The sequence below is a fragment of the Microvirga pudoricolor genome (genome assembly GCF_016892705.1).
GTDB classification, from domain to species: Bacteria; Pseudomonadota; Alphaproteobacteria; order Rhizobiales; family Beijerinckiaceae; genus Microvirga; species Microvirga pudoricolor.
In genome coordinates this window covers 108379-124217 of sequence record NZ_JAFEMB010000006.1, presented here as the reverse complement: position 1 = coordinate 124217, position 15839 = coordinate 108379, and the positions used below count along the sequence as shown (strand labels likewise).

Below are 15839 nucleotides of genomic sequence, written 5' to 3'. Positions count from 1 at the left end.
CCTTATCCACAGGTTGCGCCGGTAGCGCTTCTGTATCGTTATGGGCTATCATTGGGCGCGGCGAACAGAGACCATATCCGCCAATGACCACCTATGCTCACGGGTCGCCGGTTCGCACGGCCGGGCATCGATCCAACCGCCTGCTGGCAGCCCTGGATGCCGAGGACTTCGCCTATCTGGAGCCTTCCCTTGAGGTCGTGACCCTGCATCAGGGTCAGATTCTGTGCGAGACCGACGCGCCTCTGACGCACGCCTATTTTCCGCACGACACGACGATCTCCGTCGCGGCCGTGATGGAGGACGGCCACATGGCCGAGATGTTGATCTGTGGGCGGGAGGGCGTCGTGGGTCTCGTCGAGGCCGTGGTGCTGCGGGAAGCCTTTGGGCGCTACGTGGTGCTCATGAACGGTACGGCGTCCCGGATCGACTTCGACGATATGCAGGAGGCCATGCGGGTCCGTCCCAGGATCCGACACCTCGTTCGCTGCTTCGCCCAGGCCATCTTCTCTCGCGTCCTGCAGTCGGTCGCCTGCAACGCTGTGCACGGGGTCGATGCCCGCTGCTGCCGCTGGATCCTGAGCTCGTACCATCGCAGCGAGGGGGACACCGTACCCCTCACCCACGAATTCCTGGCCGAAAGGCTCGGGGTCCAGCGTTCGACCGTCAGCATCGCCATGGGGCGGCTCCAGTCGGCGGGGCTCGTCCGCCAGGGCCGGGGCGGGATCACCGTCGTCGACCCGCAGGGGCTGCAGGACGCCGCCTGCGAGTGCTTCACGCGATTGCAGAACACGTTCCAGCGCCTGCTTCCCAAGACCTTCACCAAGCGGTAATGGAGACGATCCTCCAGAAGCCCGGAGGCTTGTCTCCACGCTGCGAACGAGCCGGCCTTTCGCTTCAGCGGACGCGACGAGGGAACGCGATCGTCAATGATTGAGGATGAACCGGTAATAACACGGTTTGGTCAGCCCTAACACGACAGCGCCACTACGATTTCCCATCGTGCCGCACCAAGCCTTTTCCGTGAAAATGCTTTGCGTACGCCCACCAGCAGGCATATAAGCTATACGTTTTCCAGACATGTTGTAGAAATTTAAAACTCCGCCCGGACTGAAAACATAGTATCCAAGCATTTTATTATCTTGCGAGATGACCCTTCTCTTTCCGTTGATGCCATTGTCATACTTAGCAGGACTGTTATCATACTTACTCGGGCTATTGTCGTACTTGTCGACACTGTTGTCGTATTTATCCGAACTGTTGTCATACTTATCGGGACTGTTGTCATATTTATTGGGACTGAGATCATATGGCAGGCCCGCTGCATCGATGATGACAGCAAGAATGTCGGCATGGCCCGTTCCTGGATGAAGGAACCAGAGGCTCGCCAGGATTCCGGCAAAGGATCGGTGCACGTTGAACTCCAGCCACGCCTCGTTTCGGATAGCGCCTCGTATCATGGGAGCTGAAGCGAATTCCAGCCTCGAACACCGCCCGGATCGAGCATCCTTGCCTCCCGAGGGTGCTCCTTCCTTGCCTTTCCGGGAAGCATCCAATAGCCATCGCTGAAACATCTCGGAACGATTTCTGATCGTTCTGTCCAACCCCGTCCACGCGCGGCCTTATCAACGCTCTGACGAGCGTGAGCGAGCGTCGTGAGCCGAGCCAAGGAAGTTTCTGATGATCCCTCGCTACAGCCGCCCCGAGATGGTGGCCATCTGGTCACCCGAGACCAAGTTCCGCATCTGGTTCGAGATCGAGGCCCACGCCACCACGGCGCTCGCCAACCTGGGCGTCGTCCCCCGGGAAGCGGCCGAGATCGTGTGGGAGAAGGGCTCGGCGGCTACTTTCGACGTGGACCGGATCGATTCCATCGAGCGTGAGGTGAAGCACGACGTCATCGCGTTCCTGACCCATCTGGCCGAGATCGTCGGCCCGGAGGCGCGCTTCGTGCACCAGGGCATGACCTCCTCGGACGTGCTCGACACCTGCTTCAACGTGCAGCTGGTGCGGGCCTCGGACCTGCTCCTGAAGGACATGGACGCGCTCCTCGAGGCCATCAAGCGCCGGGCCTTCGAGCATAAGATGACGCCGACCATCGGGCGCTCCCACGGCATCCATGCCGAGCCGACCACCTTCGGCCTCAAGCTGGCCCAGGCCTATGCGGAGTTCGAGCGCTGCAAGCTGCGCCTCATCGAGGCCCGGCGCGAGGTGGCGACCTGCGCCATCTCGGGAGCGGTGGGGACCTTCGCCAATATCGACCCGAGCGTGGAGGAATACGTGGCCGAGCGGATGGGCCTGGCCGTCGAGCCGGTCTCGACCCAGGTCATTCCCCGCGACCGCCACGCCATGTACTTCGCGACCCTGGCCGTGGTCGCCTCCTCCATCGAGCGCTTGGCCACCGAGGTCCGCCACCTCCAGCGCAGCGAGGTGCTGGAAGCGGAGGAGTTCTTTTCGGCGGGCCAGAAGGGCTCCTCGGCCATGCCGCACAAGCGCAACCCCGTGCTCACCGAGAACCTGACCGGCCTTGCCCGCATGGTGCGCGCCTATGCGCTGCCTGCCATGGAAAACGTGGCGCTCTGGCATGAGCGGGACATCTCCCACTCCTCCGTGGAGCGCATGATCGGCCCCGACGCCACCGTGACCCTGGACTTCGCCCTGGCCCGGCTCACGAACGTCATCGACAAGCTGGTGGTCTACCCCGAGAACATGCAGAAGAACCTGGATCGCCTCGGTGGCCTCGTACACTCGCAGCGCGTGCTCCTGGCCTTGACCCAGAAGGGGGTGTCCCGCGAGGACGCCTATCGGCTGGTGCAGCGGAACGCCATGCCGGTCTGGCGCGGCGAAGGCGACTTCCTGACGCTCCTGAAGGCCGATCCCGACGTGACGAAGGCCCTGTCGCATGAAGAAATCGAGGCGTCCTTCGACCTGGGGTACCACTTCAAGCAGGTGGATACGATCTTCCAAAGGGTCTTCGGAAACGCATAGCTCATCCGAAAGCTCTGCGCTCTCAAGCTTGGCAAGCGGCACGGACAGTGTAATTTTTCCTGTCTGAGCGGCCAACTTGAGATGCAGTCATGCTTTCAGAGAAATTGCTCACGATCGCTTTCGACCGTGCCGTCCGTCGTGGAACCCTCGAAGTCACGCTGGCCAAAGGCCAGCGCCATGTCTTCGGCAACGGCGGCCACCCGAGGGTCGCCATCCGCTTCACCGACCGAGCCGCCCAGCGGGTCCTGTGCGTCAACCCGGAAATGAACCTCGGCGAACTCTACATGGACGGACGCCTTCTGGTGGAGGAAGGCTCGATCTACGACTTCCTTCAGCTCCTCCTCCAGGACACACACGGGGAGCTGGACGAGCTGCCCCTGAGAAACCTTCGCCGGATCCGCAACTGGATGCGGCTGCGCAGCGAGAACGATCCCCGCCGCTCCCGCCAGAACGTGGCTCATCACTACGACCTCAGCGGCGCGCTGTACGATCTCTTTCTCGACAGCGACCGGCAATATTCCTGCGCCTATTTCGAACGGCCCGAGGCGAGCCTCGAAGAGGCGCAGCTGACCAAGAAGCGGCACATCGCAGCCAAGCTCATGGTGGAGCCCAATCAGAGCGTCCTCGACATCGGCTCGGGCTGGGGCGGGCTCGGGCTCTACCTCGCGCAAGCCGCCTGTGCCGGCACCGTGCGGGGCGTGACCCTTTCCGAAGAGCAGCTCGCGCTCTCTCGCCGGCGGGCTGCGGAGGCCGGCCTCTCGGACCGGGTGCGCTTCGAGCTCGAAGATTACCGATCCACCACCGGCAGCTTCGACCGCATCGTCTCGGTGGGCATGTTCGAGCATGTGGGCGTGGCGTCCTACGACGCCTATTTCGAGACGTGCGCCCGTCTCCTGAAGCAGGACGGGGTGATGCTCCTGCACACCATCGGGCGCACGGGGCGGCCTTACCCGACCAATCCCTGGATCACGCGCTACATCTTCCCTGGTGGGCATCTGCCTACCCTCTCGGAGATGATGCCGTCCATCGAGCGGGCGGGTCTCGTCACCACGGACGTCGAGATCCTGCGGCTGCATTACGCCCATACCCTGAAAGCCTGGCGCGAGCGGTTCCTGGCCCGGTGGGACGAGGCCAAGAGCTTGTACGACGAGCGGTTCTGCCGGATGTGGGAGTGCTACCTCGCCATGTCGGAGAGCGCTTTCCGCTTCCAGGACGCTGTCGTGTTTCAGATCCAGCTCGCCCATCGCAACGACGTGGTGCCGATCACCCGGGACTACATCGGGCAGCGCGAGGAGGCCCTTCGCGAGGCCGAGACCCGCAAGGCCCAGACCGCCGCTTGAAGCGGCGGCAAAAACCTATATCTGGCGTTCATGCGTACTTCCGACGTCGATATCCTCATCATCCCCGGCTACGACAATTCCGGGCCAGAGCATTGGCAGAGCCGGTGGGAGCGCCAGCTTTCCACGGCACGGCGCATCGAGCAGGAGAGTTGGGACGGATCCAGCAAGGACGACTGGGTTGCCCGCATCGTGCGCGACGTCGAGCGGGCGGACCGCAAGGTCGTTCTGGTGGCTCACAGCCTTGGCACCGTCGCGGTGGCTCATGCGGCGCCCCTCCTGCCGCAAGGGAAGGTGCTCGGGGCCTTCCTGGTGGGCGCGCCGGACATCGACCGGAACGACTTCACCCTGAACATCGATCCGGCCTTCCGTCCGGTGCCGCGCGATCCGCTGCCGTTCCCCTCGGTGCTCGTGGTGAGCCGGACAGATCCATTCACGTCCTACGAGACCGCCGAGGACTTGGGCTATGCCTGGGGCTCGGCCGTGGTGGATGCGGGCGACGCCGGGCACATGAACACGGAGAGCGGCCACGGCCCCTGGCCCGAGGGGCTGATGCGGTTCGCCGGGTTCCTGAAGAACCTGGCGTAACCCTGTCCCGCATGACGAAAAGTTCATGTTCCAGTCATTCGCGGGAGAGCAGACTGCGTCCATCCTGGTGATCCTAACAAAAGGAGCTCAATCCATGAGGACTCTCTCGCTCATCGCCGCCGCCTCGGTCATCGCGCTGTCGGGTGCGGTCGCCTATGCCCAGCCCAGCCCCCCTCCCGGGCCCGGCCCGGCCGGCGGCCCGGACCGCAGGGCGCCCATGACCCGTGCGGATTTCGACGCGCTGACCGACGCGCGGATCGCCGGCATCAAGGCGGGCCTCAAGCTCAGCGCCGAGCAGGACGGCCTCTGGGCTCCGGTCGAGAAGGCACTGCGCGACCAGTCTGCCGACCGGGCGCAGAACTTCGAGCGCATGCGCGAGCGCCGCGACGCGATGCGCCAGGGCGGCCCCCGCGAGCGGCCGGACCTGATGCAGATGCTGGAGCGCCGCTCGGAATGGACCTCCCAGCGCGCCGAGAACCTGAAGGCTCTCACGGACGCCATGAAGCCCTTCTGGGCCTCCCTGAACGACCAGCAGAAGAAGCTCCTGCCGATCCTCATGCGCCCCGAGGGCGGCAAGGGCCATTGGCGTCACCATGGGGAACGTCGCGGCCCGGGCGGCCCTGGCGGTCCGCGGCCCGGACCGCAGGCGCCCGCCCCCCAGGCCCCGGCCCCGCAATAATCGCGAAGCACCAAAAGAAAAGCCGCCCCGAAGGGCGGCTTTTTTGATGTCCGGTGTTCGGTCGCGGTTTAGCGCGAATAGAACTCGACCACCAGGTTCGGTTCCATCTGCACCGGGTACGGGACCTCGGACAGGGTCGGAATGCGGGTGACGCGGGCGGTCATCTTGGAGTGATCGACCTCGATGTAGTCCGGCACGTCGCGCTCGGCGAGCTGGCTCGCCACGAGGACGACCTCGAGCTGCTTGGACTTGTCCTTCACCTCGATCACGTCGCCGGGCTTCACCTGGAAGCTCGGAATGTTCACGCGGCGGCCGTTCACCTTCACGTGGCCGTGGTTCACGAACTGGCGCGCCGCGAACGGGGTCGCCACGAACTTCGAACGGTACACGACGGCATCGAGACGGCGCTCGAGCAGGCCGACCAGGTTCTCGCCCGAATCGCCCTTGAGGCGGATGGCCTCGGCGTAATAGCGGCGGAACTGCTTCTCGGTGATGTTGGCGTAGTAGCCCTTGAGCTTCTGCTTGGCGCGCAGCTGCGTGCCGAAGTCGGACATCTTGCCCTTGCGGCGCTGGCCGTGCTGGCCGGGGCCGTATTCACGCTTGTTCACGGGGCTCTTCGGGCGGCCCCAGATGTTCTGACCCATGCGGCGGTCAAGCTTGTGCTTGGCCTGAATGCGCTTCGACATCGCTGTTCCTCTTGTTGTCGAATGGCGAGGAACGCGCCCTCCTCTTCTCCTGGGGTTTCCAGGGAGACGACAGGCCGACCGGAGCCGGGCCACGGGAGCGTAAAAAAGTTTACGCGGCCCGTGAGAGCCGCGCGAACGGGTGGGGTCTAAGCGAGATGAGGTGGAAAGTCAATGTGGCGGTGAGGGGTGAGTGGCGAATAGCGAATGGGGAACTCAACCGTTCCATTCGCCACTCGCTATTCGCCCCTTAAGGGCATCTCCTCGACCGTGATGCCCGGCAGCCCCCTGTCCGACAGGGCCCTGCGCAAGTCCGGGCCGAGGCCCGTTGCTCCCGTGAAGACGGCGACCGCTTCGTCTTCCCCGGGCTCGTGCCCAACGACAGGGGGACCAATGAGCTGGGTGACGCGGCGGGCTATGGCCGGGGCCGGATCGATCCACATCACGGGCCAGGGCGCCAGGAGTTTCATGCGTCCCAGCAGCAATGGATAATGCGTGCAGGACAGAGCCACCACATCGGTGCGCCTGCCCGCCTCCTCCACGAAGCAGGGCGCCATCTCGGCCCGCAGCTCGGCGTCCGGGACGGGGCGGCCGGCGAGCTCGGCCTCGGCGAAGGCCGCGAGCCGCCTGGAGCCCACCAGGTTGACCCGGCAATCCGCCGCGTAGGCCTCGATGAGGTCGCGGGTATAGTCCCGCGCCACCGTCGCGGGCGTCGCCAGGACCGTGAAGCTCTTGCTGAAGCTCATGGCCGCTGCCGGTTTAATGGCCGGTACCGTGCCGATGAACGGGATGTCGAATGCCGCTCTCAGGTGCGGCAGAACCAGCGTCGAGGCCGTGTTGCAGGCCACCACCACGACGCTCGGCGCATGGAGGGCGATCAGGCGCTCCATCACGGCCTGGACCCGCGCGGCCAGGGCCGGTTCGCTCAAGGCCCCGTAGGGGAAGCCCGCATTGTCGGCCGCGTAGACGAAACGGGCATCGGGTCGGGCCTTCTGGACCTCCCGAAAGACCGTCAAACCGCCGACGCCGGAATCGAAGACGAGGATCGTCGGAACGGATGGCGGCGCCGCATAGGGGCGGTGGGCTGAGCCTGCGACGAGATCGAATCCCATGAAAGCAGCCTCCCCGCCTCAGTTCAGCCGCCGCCGGGGGCCGCGCCCCTGCTGCTGCTCCTCGGTGCCCTTGGGAAGGTCCGCCGAGAGACGGCGCACCGGCCAGCCGTCGCTCCAGTTCTCCATGTCGATGAAGCGGGGCTCCCGGCGCAGGGCCGTCGCGTCCTGGCCCGAAAAGGCGGCGGCGGCGGCCATGTCGAAGGTCTTCCAATAGGCCAGGTAGTCGAGGGTGTCGGTCGGGTTGTTGGCGAGCTGCTGGGTCAGGACGGTCTGCTCGCCCGTGAGCGACATGTCCGGGGTCCACTTCCAGGTGCTGCGCTGCTTCGGGTCCTTAGGGGGATCGGGCGGCAGCTTCAGGACGGAGGCGTCGTAGGCGTCCTTCTTGGCGCCGGGCGACGTCAGGGTGGCCGTCAGGGTCGGGAAGCCGTGGTCGTCGGAGCCCGCTCGCATGAAGAGCTTGCGGGTGCCTGGCACGCCGGCGGCCTCCGTCATCAACCGCCGGGCCGCCCGGTCGGCAGGCAGGTGCTCCCGGTCGCCCGTCATGGTGATCAGCAGGGTCGAGGCCGGGATCGCCGAAAGATCCTTCAGGAGGATGCCCCGCGACTTCTCGTCGGACGCGATGCCGCCCGGCATCAAGCCGAAGACCAACTTCGGCGCCGGGATCCCGTCCTGCTCGGCCTCGGCCGCGAGGTTGAAGGCGATGGGCACGCCCGCCAAATGGCCGATGAAGGCCACGCGCTTGAGGTCCGGCTTCGCGTCCGGGTCGGAGGCCAAGGCCTCCAGGGCGGACTTGATGAGAGCGGCCGCGTTGGCGGTGGCTTCCATGGGCCGGGTGCGGTTGGGCTCCTGGAAGCGCGGGAAGAGAACGAGGTTGCCCCGGCGGGCAAGGTGATCGATCCAGCCGCCGTAGAGGCCCGGATTGGCGGCCCCCCAGGAATGAAGGAAAACCACAACCGGGCGCGGATCCTTGGCCGGGGCGGCCGGATAGAAGGCGTAGGTTGCGGCACTCGCCGTGCCGATCACGCGCTTGGTCACGTCCGCGGCCACATAATCGGATCCTCCCGGCCCCGAGGCGGGCTGCTTGGGCGGCGTCGCGGCTTGCGCGCCCTGTGGGCCGGCGACGCAAGCGCCTGCCATGCAGGCGGCGACGGCAAGGGCGGGGAGCAGGAAGCGGCGCATCGGCGTCTCGGGTTCGAGGAAGGGGCGGATCGGCCCTTGTCCCATACTAGATTGATAAGCTTAAGGCTTTCTCAAACGGTTTCTTTCCGCAAGTGCGCGAATCGCCCCGCGCAGGGTTCTCACGTCCTGCTCGGTCATCTCCTGGCGATGGAACATGTCGCGCATGTTCCGCGCCATGATGGGCTTCTTGCCCTCGGGATAGTAGCCGACCGCCTCCAGCTCGGTTTCGACGAAGTCGAAGAACGACGCCAGCATTTCCCTGGGCGCCGGCGCGGCCCGGGCCTCGCCCGCGAACGGAAGAGCGCCCCCGGTCTCCGCCCTCTGCCACTCGTAGGATATCAGCAGGACGGCCTGGGCGAGGTTGAGGGACGCGAATTGCGGATCGACCGGGAACGTCACGATGGCGTCGGCCAGCGAGATTTCATCGTTCTCCAGTCCCGTCCGCTCGCGCCCGAACAGGATGCCGACGCCCTGCCCGGCCGAGAGCCGCGCTTTCGCCTCGGCCATGGCGGCGTCGGGCCCGCGCACCCGCTTCATCTGCCCCCGCTCCCGCGCCGTGGTGGCGAGGACGTAGTTCAGGTCCGCGACGGCCTCCCGGGCGGTCTCGAAGAGCTTCGCGCGCTCAAGCACATGGGTCGCGCCCGAAGCTGCCGAATGGGCGCCCTTCTTGGGCCAGCCGTTGCGCGGGGAGACCAGCCGCAGCTCCGACAGGCCGAAATTGGCCATGGCGCGGGCCACCATGCCGATATTCTCCGCCAACTGCGGCTCGACCAGGATGATGATGGGCTTCTGGGACATCGAGGATTCCATCGTCCCTGCCAGGAAAACCCGGACGGGAGCTCTGATGACGTCCCGCTCATCGAGCGGTCCGCGCGGCTGCACGCCCGCGCTTTACCCCGACCGGACCGAGAATGGGAGGCCCGGCGTGACCCGTCCTTGGCTAGGACCGGGTCTGCCATGCCTGATGCCCTCCGCCCAACGGGCTGCCCGCCGTCGAGCCGGACACGGTCTCACGGAAGGCGGATAGGGTCCGACCGGTCACAAAAAGGCACTGGGGTCTCCTTCCCCCGCCGCCCCAGTCGCGCTATAGCGCCCGGCAGATACCCGCCGTCCGGCGGGTTCCCGAAAGCCCCCTCAAGCGCAAGGTGAGATCATGGCGAAGATCAAGGTTGCCAATCCGGTCGTCGAGCTCGACGGCGACGAGATGACCCGCATCATTTGGCACTTCATCAAGGACAAGCTGATCCACCCCTATCTCGACATCGACCTGAAGTACTACGACCTGGGCGTCGAGCACCGCGACGCCACCGGCGACAAGGTGACGGTCGAGGCCGCCGAGGCGATCAAGAAGTACGGCGTCGGCGTCAAGTGCGCGACCATCACGCCGGACGAGGCCCGCGTGAAGGAGTTCAACCTCAAGGAGATGTGGAAGTCGCCCAACGGCACGATCCGCAACATCCTCGGCGGCGTGATCTTCCGCGAGCCCATCATCTGCAAGAACGTGCCCCGTCTCGTGCCGGGCTGGACCCAGCCCATCATCGTCGGCCGTCACGCCTACGGCGACCAGTACCGCGCCACCGACTTCAAGATCCCCGGCAAGGGCCGCCTGACGATCAAGTTCGAGGGCGACGACGGCACGGTGATCGAGAAGGAAGTGTTTAAGTTCCCGGATGCGGGCGTGGCGATGGCCATGTACAACCTGGACGACTCGATCCGCGACTTCGCCCGCGCCTCGATGAACTACGGCTTGCTGCGCAAGTACCCGGTGTATCTCTCCACGAAGAACACGATCCTGAAGGCTTATGACGGCCGCTTCAAGGACATCTTCGAGGAGGTCTACCAGAACGAGTTCAAGGCGAAGTTCGACGCCGCCGGCATCACCTACGAGCACCGCCTCATCGACGACATGGTGGCCTCGGCCCTCAAGTGGTCGGGCGGCTATGTGTGGGCCTGTAAGAACTATGACGGCGACGTGCAGTCCGACACCGTGGCGCAAGGCTTCGGCTCCCTCGGCCTCATGACCTCCGTGCTGCTCACGCCGGACGGCCAGACCGTGGAGGCGGAGGCCGCCCACGGCACAGTGACCCGCCACTACCGCGAGCACCAGAAGGGCAAGGAGACCTCGACCAACTCCATCGCGTCGATCTTCGCCTGGACCCGCGGCCTCGCCCACAGGGCCAAGCTCGACAACAACGAGGAGCTGGCCAAGTTCGCTTCGACTCTCGAGAAGGTCTGCATCGACACGGTCGAAGCCGGCTACATGACTAAGGATCTCGCGCTGCTCGTCGGCGCGGAGCAGAAGTGGCTCTCCACCACCGGCTTCCTCGACAAGATCGACGAGAACCTCAAGAAGGCGATGGCGGCTTAAACGTCCTTGCATGTCCGATGAGACGAAAGCCCGGCCTCGCGCCGGGCTTTTTCATGGCCCGGACTCGGAGTGAAGCTTGACAATGTTCATGAAATGTTCTAGCGTTTCCTGAATGTTTCGAGGGCTTTGGATGAACGGTTTCAGGTGCTCGCGGCAGGACTGGCTTCAGGCTCGACACGCCTTGGCGGCGGCTCAGTTGGAGGTGCGGCTGCTTCGCATCGAAAGACTCTGCAAGCGCTACGATCCGAACCAGCCACGCGTTCCCGCCGGGAGTTCAGGTGGCGGGAGGTGGACGGGCGGTGGCGGCGGCAGTGGAACGCCGCGTACCGAGTATGCTCAACTCAGACCCCGAAAACTTCCATCCGGATATCGGGTCATCGGCGGCAGAGCCCACCCCGTTACGCCCGCCCAGGAAGCGCGCCTGGATGTCACGGCCGCTCAGGCACGAGCGCTCGTGGGAGCGGTGCAGCAACGCGATCCCTCTTGGAAACCGCGTCCCAGCCTTTATGAGGGCGTCGAGGGTCAAATCCTGGCGAACCAGTCGGAGGCGCAGCAAGCTACGGCGCGGCTCAGGGAGTTGGGTGCGCAAGAGAGGTCATCCAGGCCCATGCAAGATTATCTATTGTCGGACGGGAAACCTATTGGATCGAGAAATAGGCGTGCCAGGACTGATGTTCGAACAATATCTAAAAGTGAGTTTGACGAACTTCTCGAAAGTATCAGCCCTGGCGCCCAGCTCATTTCATCGCCACAGGCTTATCAAGGAAACTGGTTTCGCAGGACAGACGGATCCATCTTCGGCATACGACGAAGTGAACATAACGGCATTACGTTTGAGGTCATTGAAAACAAGCACCCGCAGATCGGTCCAGGCTACAAGGTTCATAAGAGATGACCAGAGAACCAACGAACAAGTTCTATCATAATACGATCTCCGAACATATCGTGGCGGTCGCCGACGAGTTGCCGATCGATGCCGTCGGCATGTGGCAGATTGTGCCGGGTGCCCGTCGCGGTTTCGATCTAGAAGGCGACGCCCTGACTGATTATGTCCGCCGTTGCATCGCCGAACTCCTGTCGCGCGGCGCTGTTCCCGTGATCGGCGGCGGGCCCGATGGCCCGCATGACTGGATCCTCCAGCGCCAATACGGTTCCCGACCCGAAGAGATCATCGACTCTGTGATCCGTGAGTGGCTCGCGAAAGGTGCCGAGATCGAAGGTCCGGGCGGTTTGTGGTTCTGCCTGCCCCAGTATGTCTGGTCACCGCCTGAATGAGATGATCACAACTATATTGTGTTGCGTTTTTGTCGTAGGGTGTCCTTAGCCCCCTGAAACCTCGGTGAAGACCATCGCCATGAACCGCAACATCGACATCGCCCTCCTCAGAGCGTTCGTGACGGTGATCGACGCGGGCGGGATGACCGCGGCCACGGGCACCCTCAAGCTGACCCAGGCTGCCGTGAGCCTCCAGATCAAACGCCTGGAGGATCTCTTCGGCGAGACCCTGATCACCCGCGGAAGACGAGGCTTCACCCTGACGCGGGAGGGTGAGCGACTGCTGGTCTGGGCCCAGCGGATGCTCGCCCTGAACGACGAGATGCTCCTGGATATGGAAACGCCGGAGTTCGACGGAGAGATCAGGCTCGGCATACCGAGCGATATCATGACGGCCTATCTGCCGATGTTTCTCAAGAATTTCGTCCGGGACTATCCGAGAGCCCGCGTGACCTTCAACAGCGACTCCAGCGTCAATCTGCGCCGCGAACTCGACGCCGGTTCGGTCGACCTCGCGATCACCACGGAGCTTTCCTGCGATCCGGGTGGGGAAACGCTTCGGCTCGATCCCCTGGTCTGGGTGGGAGCGCCCAAGGGCGATGCGGCCCGCCGGCGCCCCCTGCCGGTGTCGATCGGATGGAAGGATTGCACGTTCGTGCCGCCGATGCGGGAGGCCCTACGGAGGGCCGACATCCCGTGGTACGGGATCCCCGATTTGAGGGACACGACGGAACAGGTTGCCGCCGTCGCGGCCGATGTCGCGGTTATGGTCTGGATGACCTCGACCGTGCCCTCCGGCTTCGAGATCCTGGATGAGACATCGGGATTGCCGCCCCTCCCGCCGTTCATGATCAATCTCCACCTGCCACGGAGCAGGCCCGGGCATCTCGTGCGGGAATTGGCACGGCACATTCGCGGGGCCCTTGCCGAGACGCGCGAAGTGGCCGCTTGAACCGGCGGATGCTTCCGCTGAATGTCGCTGCTACATTCGCCCTGAAAGATGGAGAATCGCATGGCCGACTTCGTTCTGTACTCGCATCCCATGTCCAGGGGACGCATCGCGCGCTGGATGATCGAGGAGACGGGCGCTCCCTATGACATCAAAGTCGTGGCGTTCGAAGACATGAAGTCGCCCGACTACCTGGCGCTCAATCCCATGGGAAAAGTGCCGACACTCGTCCACGGCAAGACGGTGGTTACCGAGTGCGCAGCCATCTGCGCCTATCTGGCCGAAGCCGTCCCGGAAGCGGGTCTTGCGCCCAAGCCAGAAGAGCGCGCCGATTATTACCGCTGGATGTTCTTTGCGGCGGGCCCCCTGGAGGCTGCTGTCACGAACAGGGCGCTCAAGTTCGAGGTCACGCGCGAGCAATCGCGCATGGCGGGCTACGGCAATTATGCCAGCGTGATGGACACCCTGGAGAAGGCCGTCTCCAAGGCGCCCTACATCGCCGGAGACCGCTTCACCGCAGCCGATGTCTATGTCGGCTCGCATATCGGCTGGGGCCTGCAATTCGGCTCCATCGAGAAGCGGACGGCGTTCGAGGATTACTACGCTCGCCTCTTGGAGCGCCCGGCGCATCAGCGGGCGAATGAAAAGGACGATGCCTTGATCGCCGAGATGAAGGGACAGCCGGCATGACCGACGCGAGCCCCGTCATGAAGGGCGGATGCCAGTGCGGCGCCGTTCGCTACGCGCTGATGTCCGAGCCCACCGAGGCCAGCATTTGTCACTGCCGCATGTGCCAGAAGGCGTTCGGCAGCTATTTTGCCCCTCTGACCGGCGTTCCGAAAGCAGACCTCGTCTGGACCAAGGGCTCCTTGAGCACCTTTCGCAGCTCGGAGGCCGTGGCGCGCGGGTTCTGCCAGGCGTGCGGGACGCCGTTGACCTACGACGTCCTGGAGGAGGACCGCATCTGCGTGTCCATCGGCAGCCTGGACGAACCGGCGCGGATCAAGCCGGAAGTGCAATGGGGCATCGAAGGCAAGCTCCCTGCCTTCGACACCCTGCATCTCCTCCGCGCGGAGAAAACCGGAATGCCGTCCGAGATGCTGCCGAAACTCAAATCACGGCAGCATCCGGATCATGATTGAGAGGTGGACCGGCAGCGTCGCGGCCAGTCCTTTTCAGCGTGACCTGCTCACACGATGAAGAAGTCGTGATGGCTGATAGCAGGCTTATGGTCGAGGCTTGCGAACTCCACGGCAGCCTTGCGCCCAGAGCCGTCCTCATCGAAATACAGCTTTCCGGTTTTCTGATCATAGAGAATATGGTCGTCCCGATCCTTGGCCTTGCTGCCGAGGCGAAATTCGGATTTGGACAATTTGCCTTCGTCTAAGCCCGTGAACACGTCGCTATCCAGCTGGATCCGGTCATACTTGGATTTGAAGTCTTTGACTTTATCGACGTTCTTCTTCCCGAGGGCGTCGCTAAACATGAACACGTCGCGACCGCCCCGGCCATAAAGCGTATCGGCTCCTGGGCCACCATCGAGCACATTGTCCTTTGAGGTGCCGCGCAACACGTTCTTCTGGTTGTTGCCAATCGCGTCCCTGAAGGCGGGCGACTCGTAGGACATGATTTCAGTGATGTTGTGGCTGTAGATCAGAGCACGATCCTTCGCGGAAAGAACACCCTGAGTCACGATCAATTGGCCGCCGCCAAGCGATGTATTGTGCACCATCTTCGCGTGCTCGACATTGTCGACAGTGGCAACGCTCTTGCTATAGACGGTCTCGATCTGCCCGTTGCCGGGAAAAACAGCTTTTGGTGGGCCACCGACGTAAAGCTGGCTCACGCCGAAGAACGACTTTCCGCGCAGATCAAGCGTATCCGCAACAACTATGAGAGCGCCATCGTCCTTCAAATCCACCACTTGGAGGGCAGTATACTCCTCCAAAGAGACCGTAATCGTATCGAACCCGACGGTCCCATTGATTTGTTCGATGTTCCTGAGTCCGAGGAAGTCGCCGCCGTGATTGAGGGTGTTGATATTCAGGATGTCGTAGCCTGCGCGACCGTCGACGGAGTCGCTATTCGAGCCGTTGAGATTGGCTTCAGCGAGATTGAAAACATCATTGCCGTCCGAACCGACGATCCGCTCATCATGACGCGAGTAGAACGTAATCGGCGTCCCGGTTGAGACAGAGAGTTGGACGCCTGCGCTCAGATCGAGACCGGAATCGGACTTTAGGCTGAACCGAATAGTTTTGCTGGCCGTGTAGCTGATGTCATCAGCCAGATTTTTATACTCGATGGCTTGAATGACGTTGCCAAGGCCATAGCCATATTCCGCAATCTTGATCTTGATGTGGCCCGCGCCGGAGCGCTCAACAATTTCGCCAACCGGGTAGCGATACCCATTCGCCAGAAATTCGATTTTGCTGCCGACTTCAAGGCCTTTGGAGAACTTCACCTTATCTGTCGACTCAGCAGTAAAGCTGTCGAATTTGTCAGCGGATGCGACGCTGATCTCAAGCGTGCCGAGCTTGGTGGAATTGGTGTTCCAAACGTAGGCTGCATTGCCCGCGTCAATTCCGACTGATCCACCCACGCTCGTATGAATCCGGTCGCCATCGAGCATCTCGATGCCGATCCTGGCATTGAGGTCACTTGTGCCCATTCTGGGAAAACTT

16 protein-coding genes are annotated in these 15839 nt (G+C 63.5%); 10 read left to right on the top strand and 6 right to left on the bottom strand.

Annotated features, from left to right (window positions below; genetic code table 11):
- Positions 1–83 precede the first annotated feature (83 nt).
- Positions 84–830, top strand: coding sequence for a Crp/Fnr family transcriptional regulator (locus ILT42_RS18275; RefSeq protein WP_204217209.1), 747 nt, complete (start codon positions 84–86; stop codon positions 828–830).
- Positions 831–923: 93 nt separating this feature from the next.
- On the opposite strand, the gene ILT42_RS18270 is transcribed toward ILT42_RS18275, so the two are convergent.
- Positions 924–1412 carry a hypothetical protein gene (locus tag ILT42_RS18270; protein ID WP_204217208.1) on the bottom strand — a complete coding sequence of 163 codons (489 nt, stop codon included), beginning with the start codon at positions 1410–1412 and terminating at the stop codon, positions 924–926.
- Positions 1413–1677: 265 nt separating this feature from the next.
- On the opposite strand from ILT42_RS18270, the gene purB reads away from it, so the two are divergent.
- The 4 genes from purB to ILT42_RS18250 all read left to right on the top strand — a co-directional run bounded on the left by purB (position 1678) and on the right by ILT42_RS18250 (position 5589).
- Complete coding sequence (gene purB, locus ILT42_RS18265) at positions 1678–2985, top strand: adenylosuccinate lyase (RefSeq protein ID WP_204217207.1); 1308 nt, start codon at positions 1678–1680, stop codon at positions 2983–2985.
- Between the two features lie 89 nt (positions 2986–3074).
- Complete coding sequence (locus ILT42_RS18260; protein ID WP_204217206.1) at positions 3075–4325, top strand: SAM-dependent methyltransferase; 1251 nt, start codon at positions 3075–3077, stop codon at positions 4323–4325.
- A gap of 30 nt (positions 4326–4355) precedes the next feature.
- Positions 4356–4910, top strand: a complete 555-nt coding sequence (locus tag ILT42_RS18255) for an RBBP9/YdeN family alpha/beta hydrolase (protein ID WP_204217205.1) — start codon at positions 4356–4358, stop codon at positions 4908–4910.
- Between the two features lie 94 nt (positions 4911–5004).
- Positions 5005–5589 carry a Spy/CpxP family protein refolding chaperone gene (locus tag ILT42_RS18250; RefSeq protein ID WP_204217204.1) on the top strand — a complete coding sequence of 195 codons (585 nt, stop codon included), beginning with the start codon at positions 5005–5007 and terminating at the stop codon, positions 5587–5589.
- Between the two features lie 68 nt (positions 5590–5657).
- Here ILT42_RS18250 and rpsD read toward each other — a convergent pair whose 3' ends face one another.
- From rpsD to ILT42_RS18230, 4 genes are all read right to left on the bottom strand, one after another.
- A complete protein-coding gene (gene rpsD / locus ILT42_RS18245; RefSeq protein ID WP_204217203.1) occupies positions 5658–6275 on the bottom strand; it encodes a 30S ribosomal protein S4 in 618 nt (205 codons plus the stop codon).
- A gap of 236 nt (positions 6276–6511) precedes the next feature.
- Positions 6512–7384, bottom strand: a complete 873-nt coding sequence (gene murI / locus ILT42_RS18240) for a glutamate racemase (RefSeq protein WP_204217202.1) — start codon at positions 7382–7384, stop codon at positions 6512–6514.
- Between the two features lie 18 nt (positions 7385–7402).
- Complete coding sequence (locus tag ILT42_RS18235; protein WP_204217201.1) at positions 7403–8563, bottom strand: dienelactone hydrolase family protein; 1161 nt, start codon at positions 8561–8563, stop codon at positions 7403–7405.
- 60 nt (positions 8564–8623) lie between these two features.
- Positions 8624–9361: an RNA methyltransferase gene (locus ILT42_RS18230; RefSeq protein WP_204217200.1), complete on the bottom strand. Its 738-nt coding sequence runs from the start codon at positions 9359–9361 to the stop codon at positions 8624–8626.
- A gap of 355 nt (positions 9362–9716) precedes the next feature.
- Between ILT42_RS18230 and ILT42_RS18225 the strand changes: the two genes are divergently transcribed.
- The 5 genes from ILT42_RS18225 (at position 9717) to ILT42_RS18205 (ending at position 14297) form a co-directional block, all read left to right on the top strand.
- The gene (locus ILT42_RS18225) at positions 9717–10931 is read left to right on the top strand and encodes an NADP-dependent isocitrate dehydrogenase (protein ID WP_204217199.1); all 1215 of its coding nucleotides are present in this window, start codon (positions 9717–9719) and stop codon (positions 10929–10931) included.
- Positions 10932–11822: 891 nt separating this feature from the next.
- Entirely contained in the window at positions 11823–12206 is a 384-nt protein-coding gene (locus tag ILT42_RS18220; protein WP_204217198.1) for a hypothetical protein, read from the top strand.
- 64 nt (positions 12207–12270) lie between these two features.
- Positions 12271–13158 carry a LysR family transcriptional regulator gene (locus ILT42_RS18215; RefSeq protein ID WP_204217197.1) on the top strand — a complete coding sequence of 296 codons (888 nt, stop codon included), beginning with the start codon at positions 12271–12273 and terminating at the stop codon, positions 13156–13158.
- 60 nt (positions 13159–13218) lie between these two features.
- Positions 13219–13845 carry a glutathione S-transferase family protein gene (locus ILT42_RS18210; RefSeq protein WP_204217196.1) on the top strand — a complete coding sequence of 209 codons (627 nt, stop codon included), beginning with the start codon at positions 13219–13221 and terminating at the stop codon, positions 13843–13845.
- Positions 13842–14297: a GFA family protein gene (locus ILT42_RS18205; RefSeq protein ID WP_204217195.1), complete on the top strand. Its 456-nt coding sequence runs from the start codon at positions 13842–13844 to the stop codon at positions 14295–14297. Before ILT42_RS18210 ends, ILT42_RS18205 begins: the two co-directional genes overlap by 4 nt.
- 47 nt (positions 14298–14344) lie before the next feature.
- On the opposite strand, the gene ILT42_RS18200 is transcribed toward ILT42_RS18205, so the two are convergent.
- Positions 14345–15826: a calcium-binding protein gene (locus ILT42_RS18200; protein ID WP_204217194.1), complete on the bottom strand. Its 1482-nt coding sequence runs from the start codon at positions 15824–15826 to the stop codon at positions 14345–14347.
- Positions 15827–15839 lie beyond the last annotated feature (13 nt).

What these genes read in the sequence shown, in the direction of transcription:
- ILT42_RS18275 (WP_204217209.1), top strand. Translation starts at nt 84, where the DNA reads ATGACCACCTATGCTCACGGGTCGCCGGTTCGCACGGCCGGGCATCGA.
- purB (WP_204217207.1), top strand. Translation starts at nt 1,678, where the DNA reads ATGATCCCTCGCTACAGCCGCCCCGAGATGGTGGCCATCTGGTCACCC.
- ILT42_RS18260 (WP_204217206.1), top strand. Translation starts at nt 3,075, where the DNA reads ATGCTTTCAGAGAAATTGCTCACGATCGCTTTCGACCGTGCCGTCCGT.
- ILT42_RS18255 (WP_204217205.1), top strand. Translation starts at nt 4,356, where the DNA reads ATGCGTACTTCCGACGTCGATATCCTCATCATCCCCGGCTACGACAAT.
- ILT42_RS18250 (WP_204217204.1), top strand. Translation starts at nt 5,005, where the DNA reads ATGAGGACTCTCTCGCTCATCGCCGCCGCCTCGGTCATCGCGCTGTCG.
- rpsD (WP_204217203.1), bottom strand. Translation starts at nt 6,275, where the DNA reads ATGTCGAAGCGCATTCAGGCCAAGCACAAGCTTGACCGCCGCATGGGT.
- murI (WP_204217202.1), bottom strand. Translation starts at nt 7,384, where the DNA reads ATGGGATTCGATCTCGTCGCAGGCTCAGCCCACCGCCCCTATGCGGCG.
- ILT42_RS18235 (WP_204217201.1), bottom strand. Translation starts at nt 8,563, where the DNA reads ATGCGCCGCTTCCTGCTCCCCGCCCTTGCCGTCGCCGCCTGCATGGCA.
- ILT42_RS18230 (WP_204217200.1), bottom strand. Translation starts at nt 9,361, where the DNA reads ATGTCCCAGAAGCCCATCATCATCCTGGTCGAGCCGCAGTTGGCGGAG.
- ILT42_RS18225 (WP_204217199.1), top strand. Translation starts at nt 9,717, where the DNA reads ATGGCGAAGATCAAGGTTGCCAATCCGGTCGTCGAGCTCGACGGCGAC.
- ILT42_RS18220 (WP_204217198.1), top strand. Translation starts at nt 11,823, where the DNA reads ATGACCAGAGAACCAACGAACAAGTTCTATCATAATACGATCTCCGAA.
- ILT42_RS18210 (WP_204217196.1), top strand. Translation starts at nt 13,219, where the DNA reads ATGGCCGACTTCGTTCTGTACTCGCATCCCATGTCCAGGGGACGCATC.
- ILT42_RS18205 (WP_204217195.1), top strand. Translation starts at nt 13,842, where the DNA reads ATGACCGACGCGAGCCCCGTCATGAAGGGCGGATGCCAGTGCGGCGCC.
- ILT42_RS18200 (WP_204217194.1), bottom strand. Translation starts at nt 15,826, where the DNA reads ATGGGCACAAGTGACCTCAATGCCAGGATCGGCATCGAGATGCTCGAT.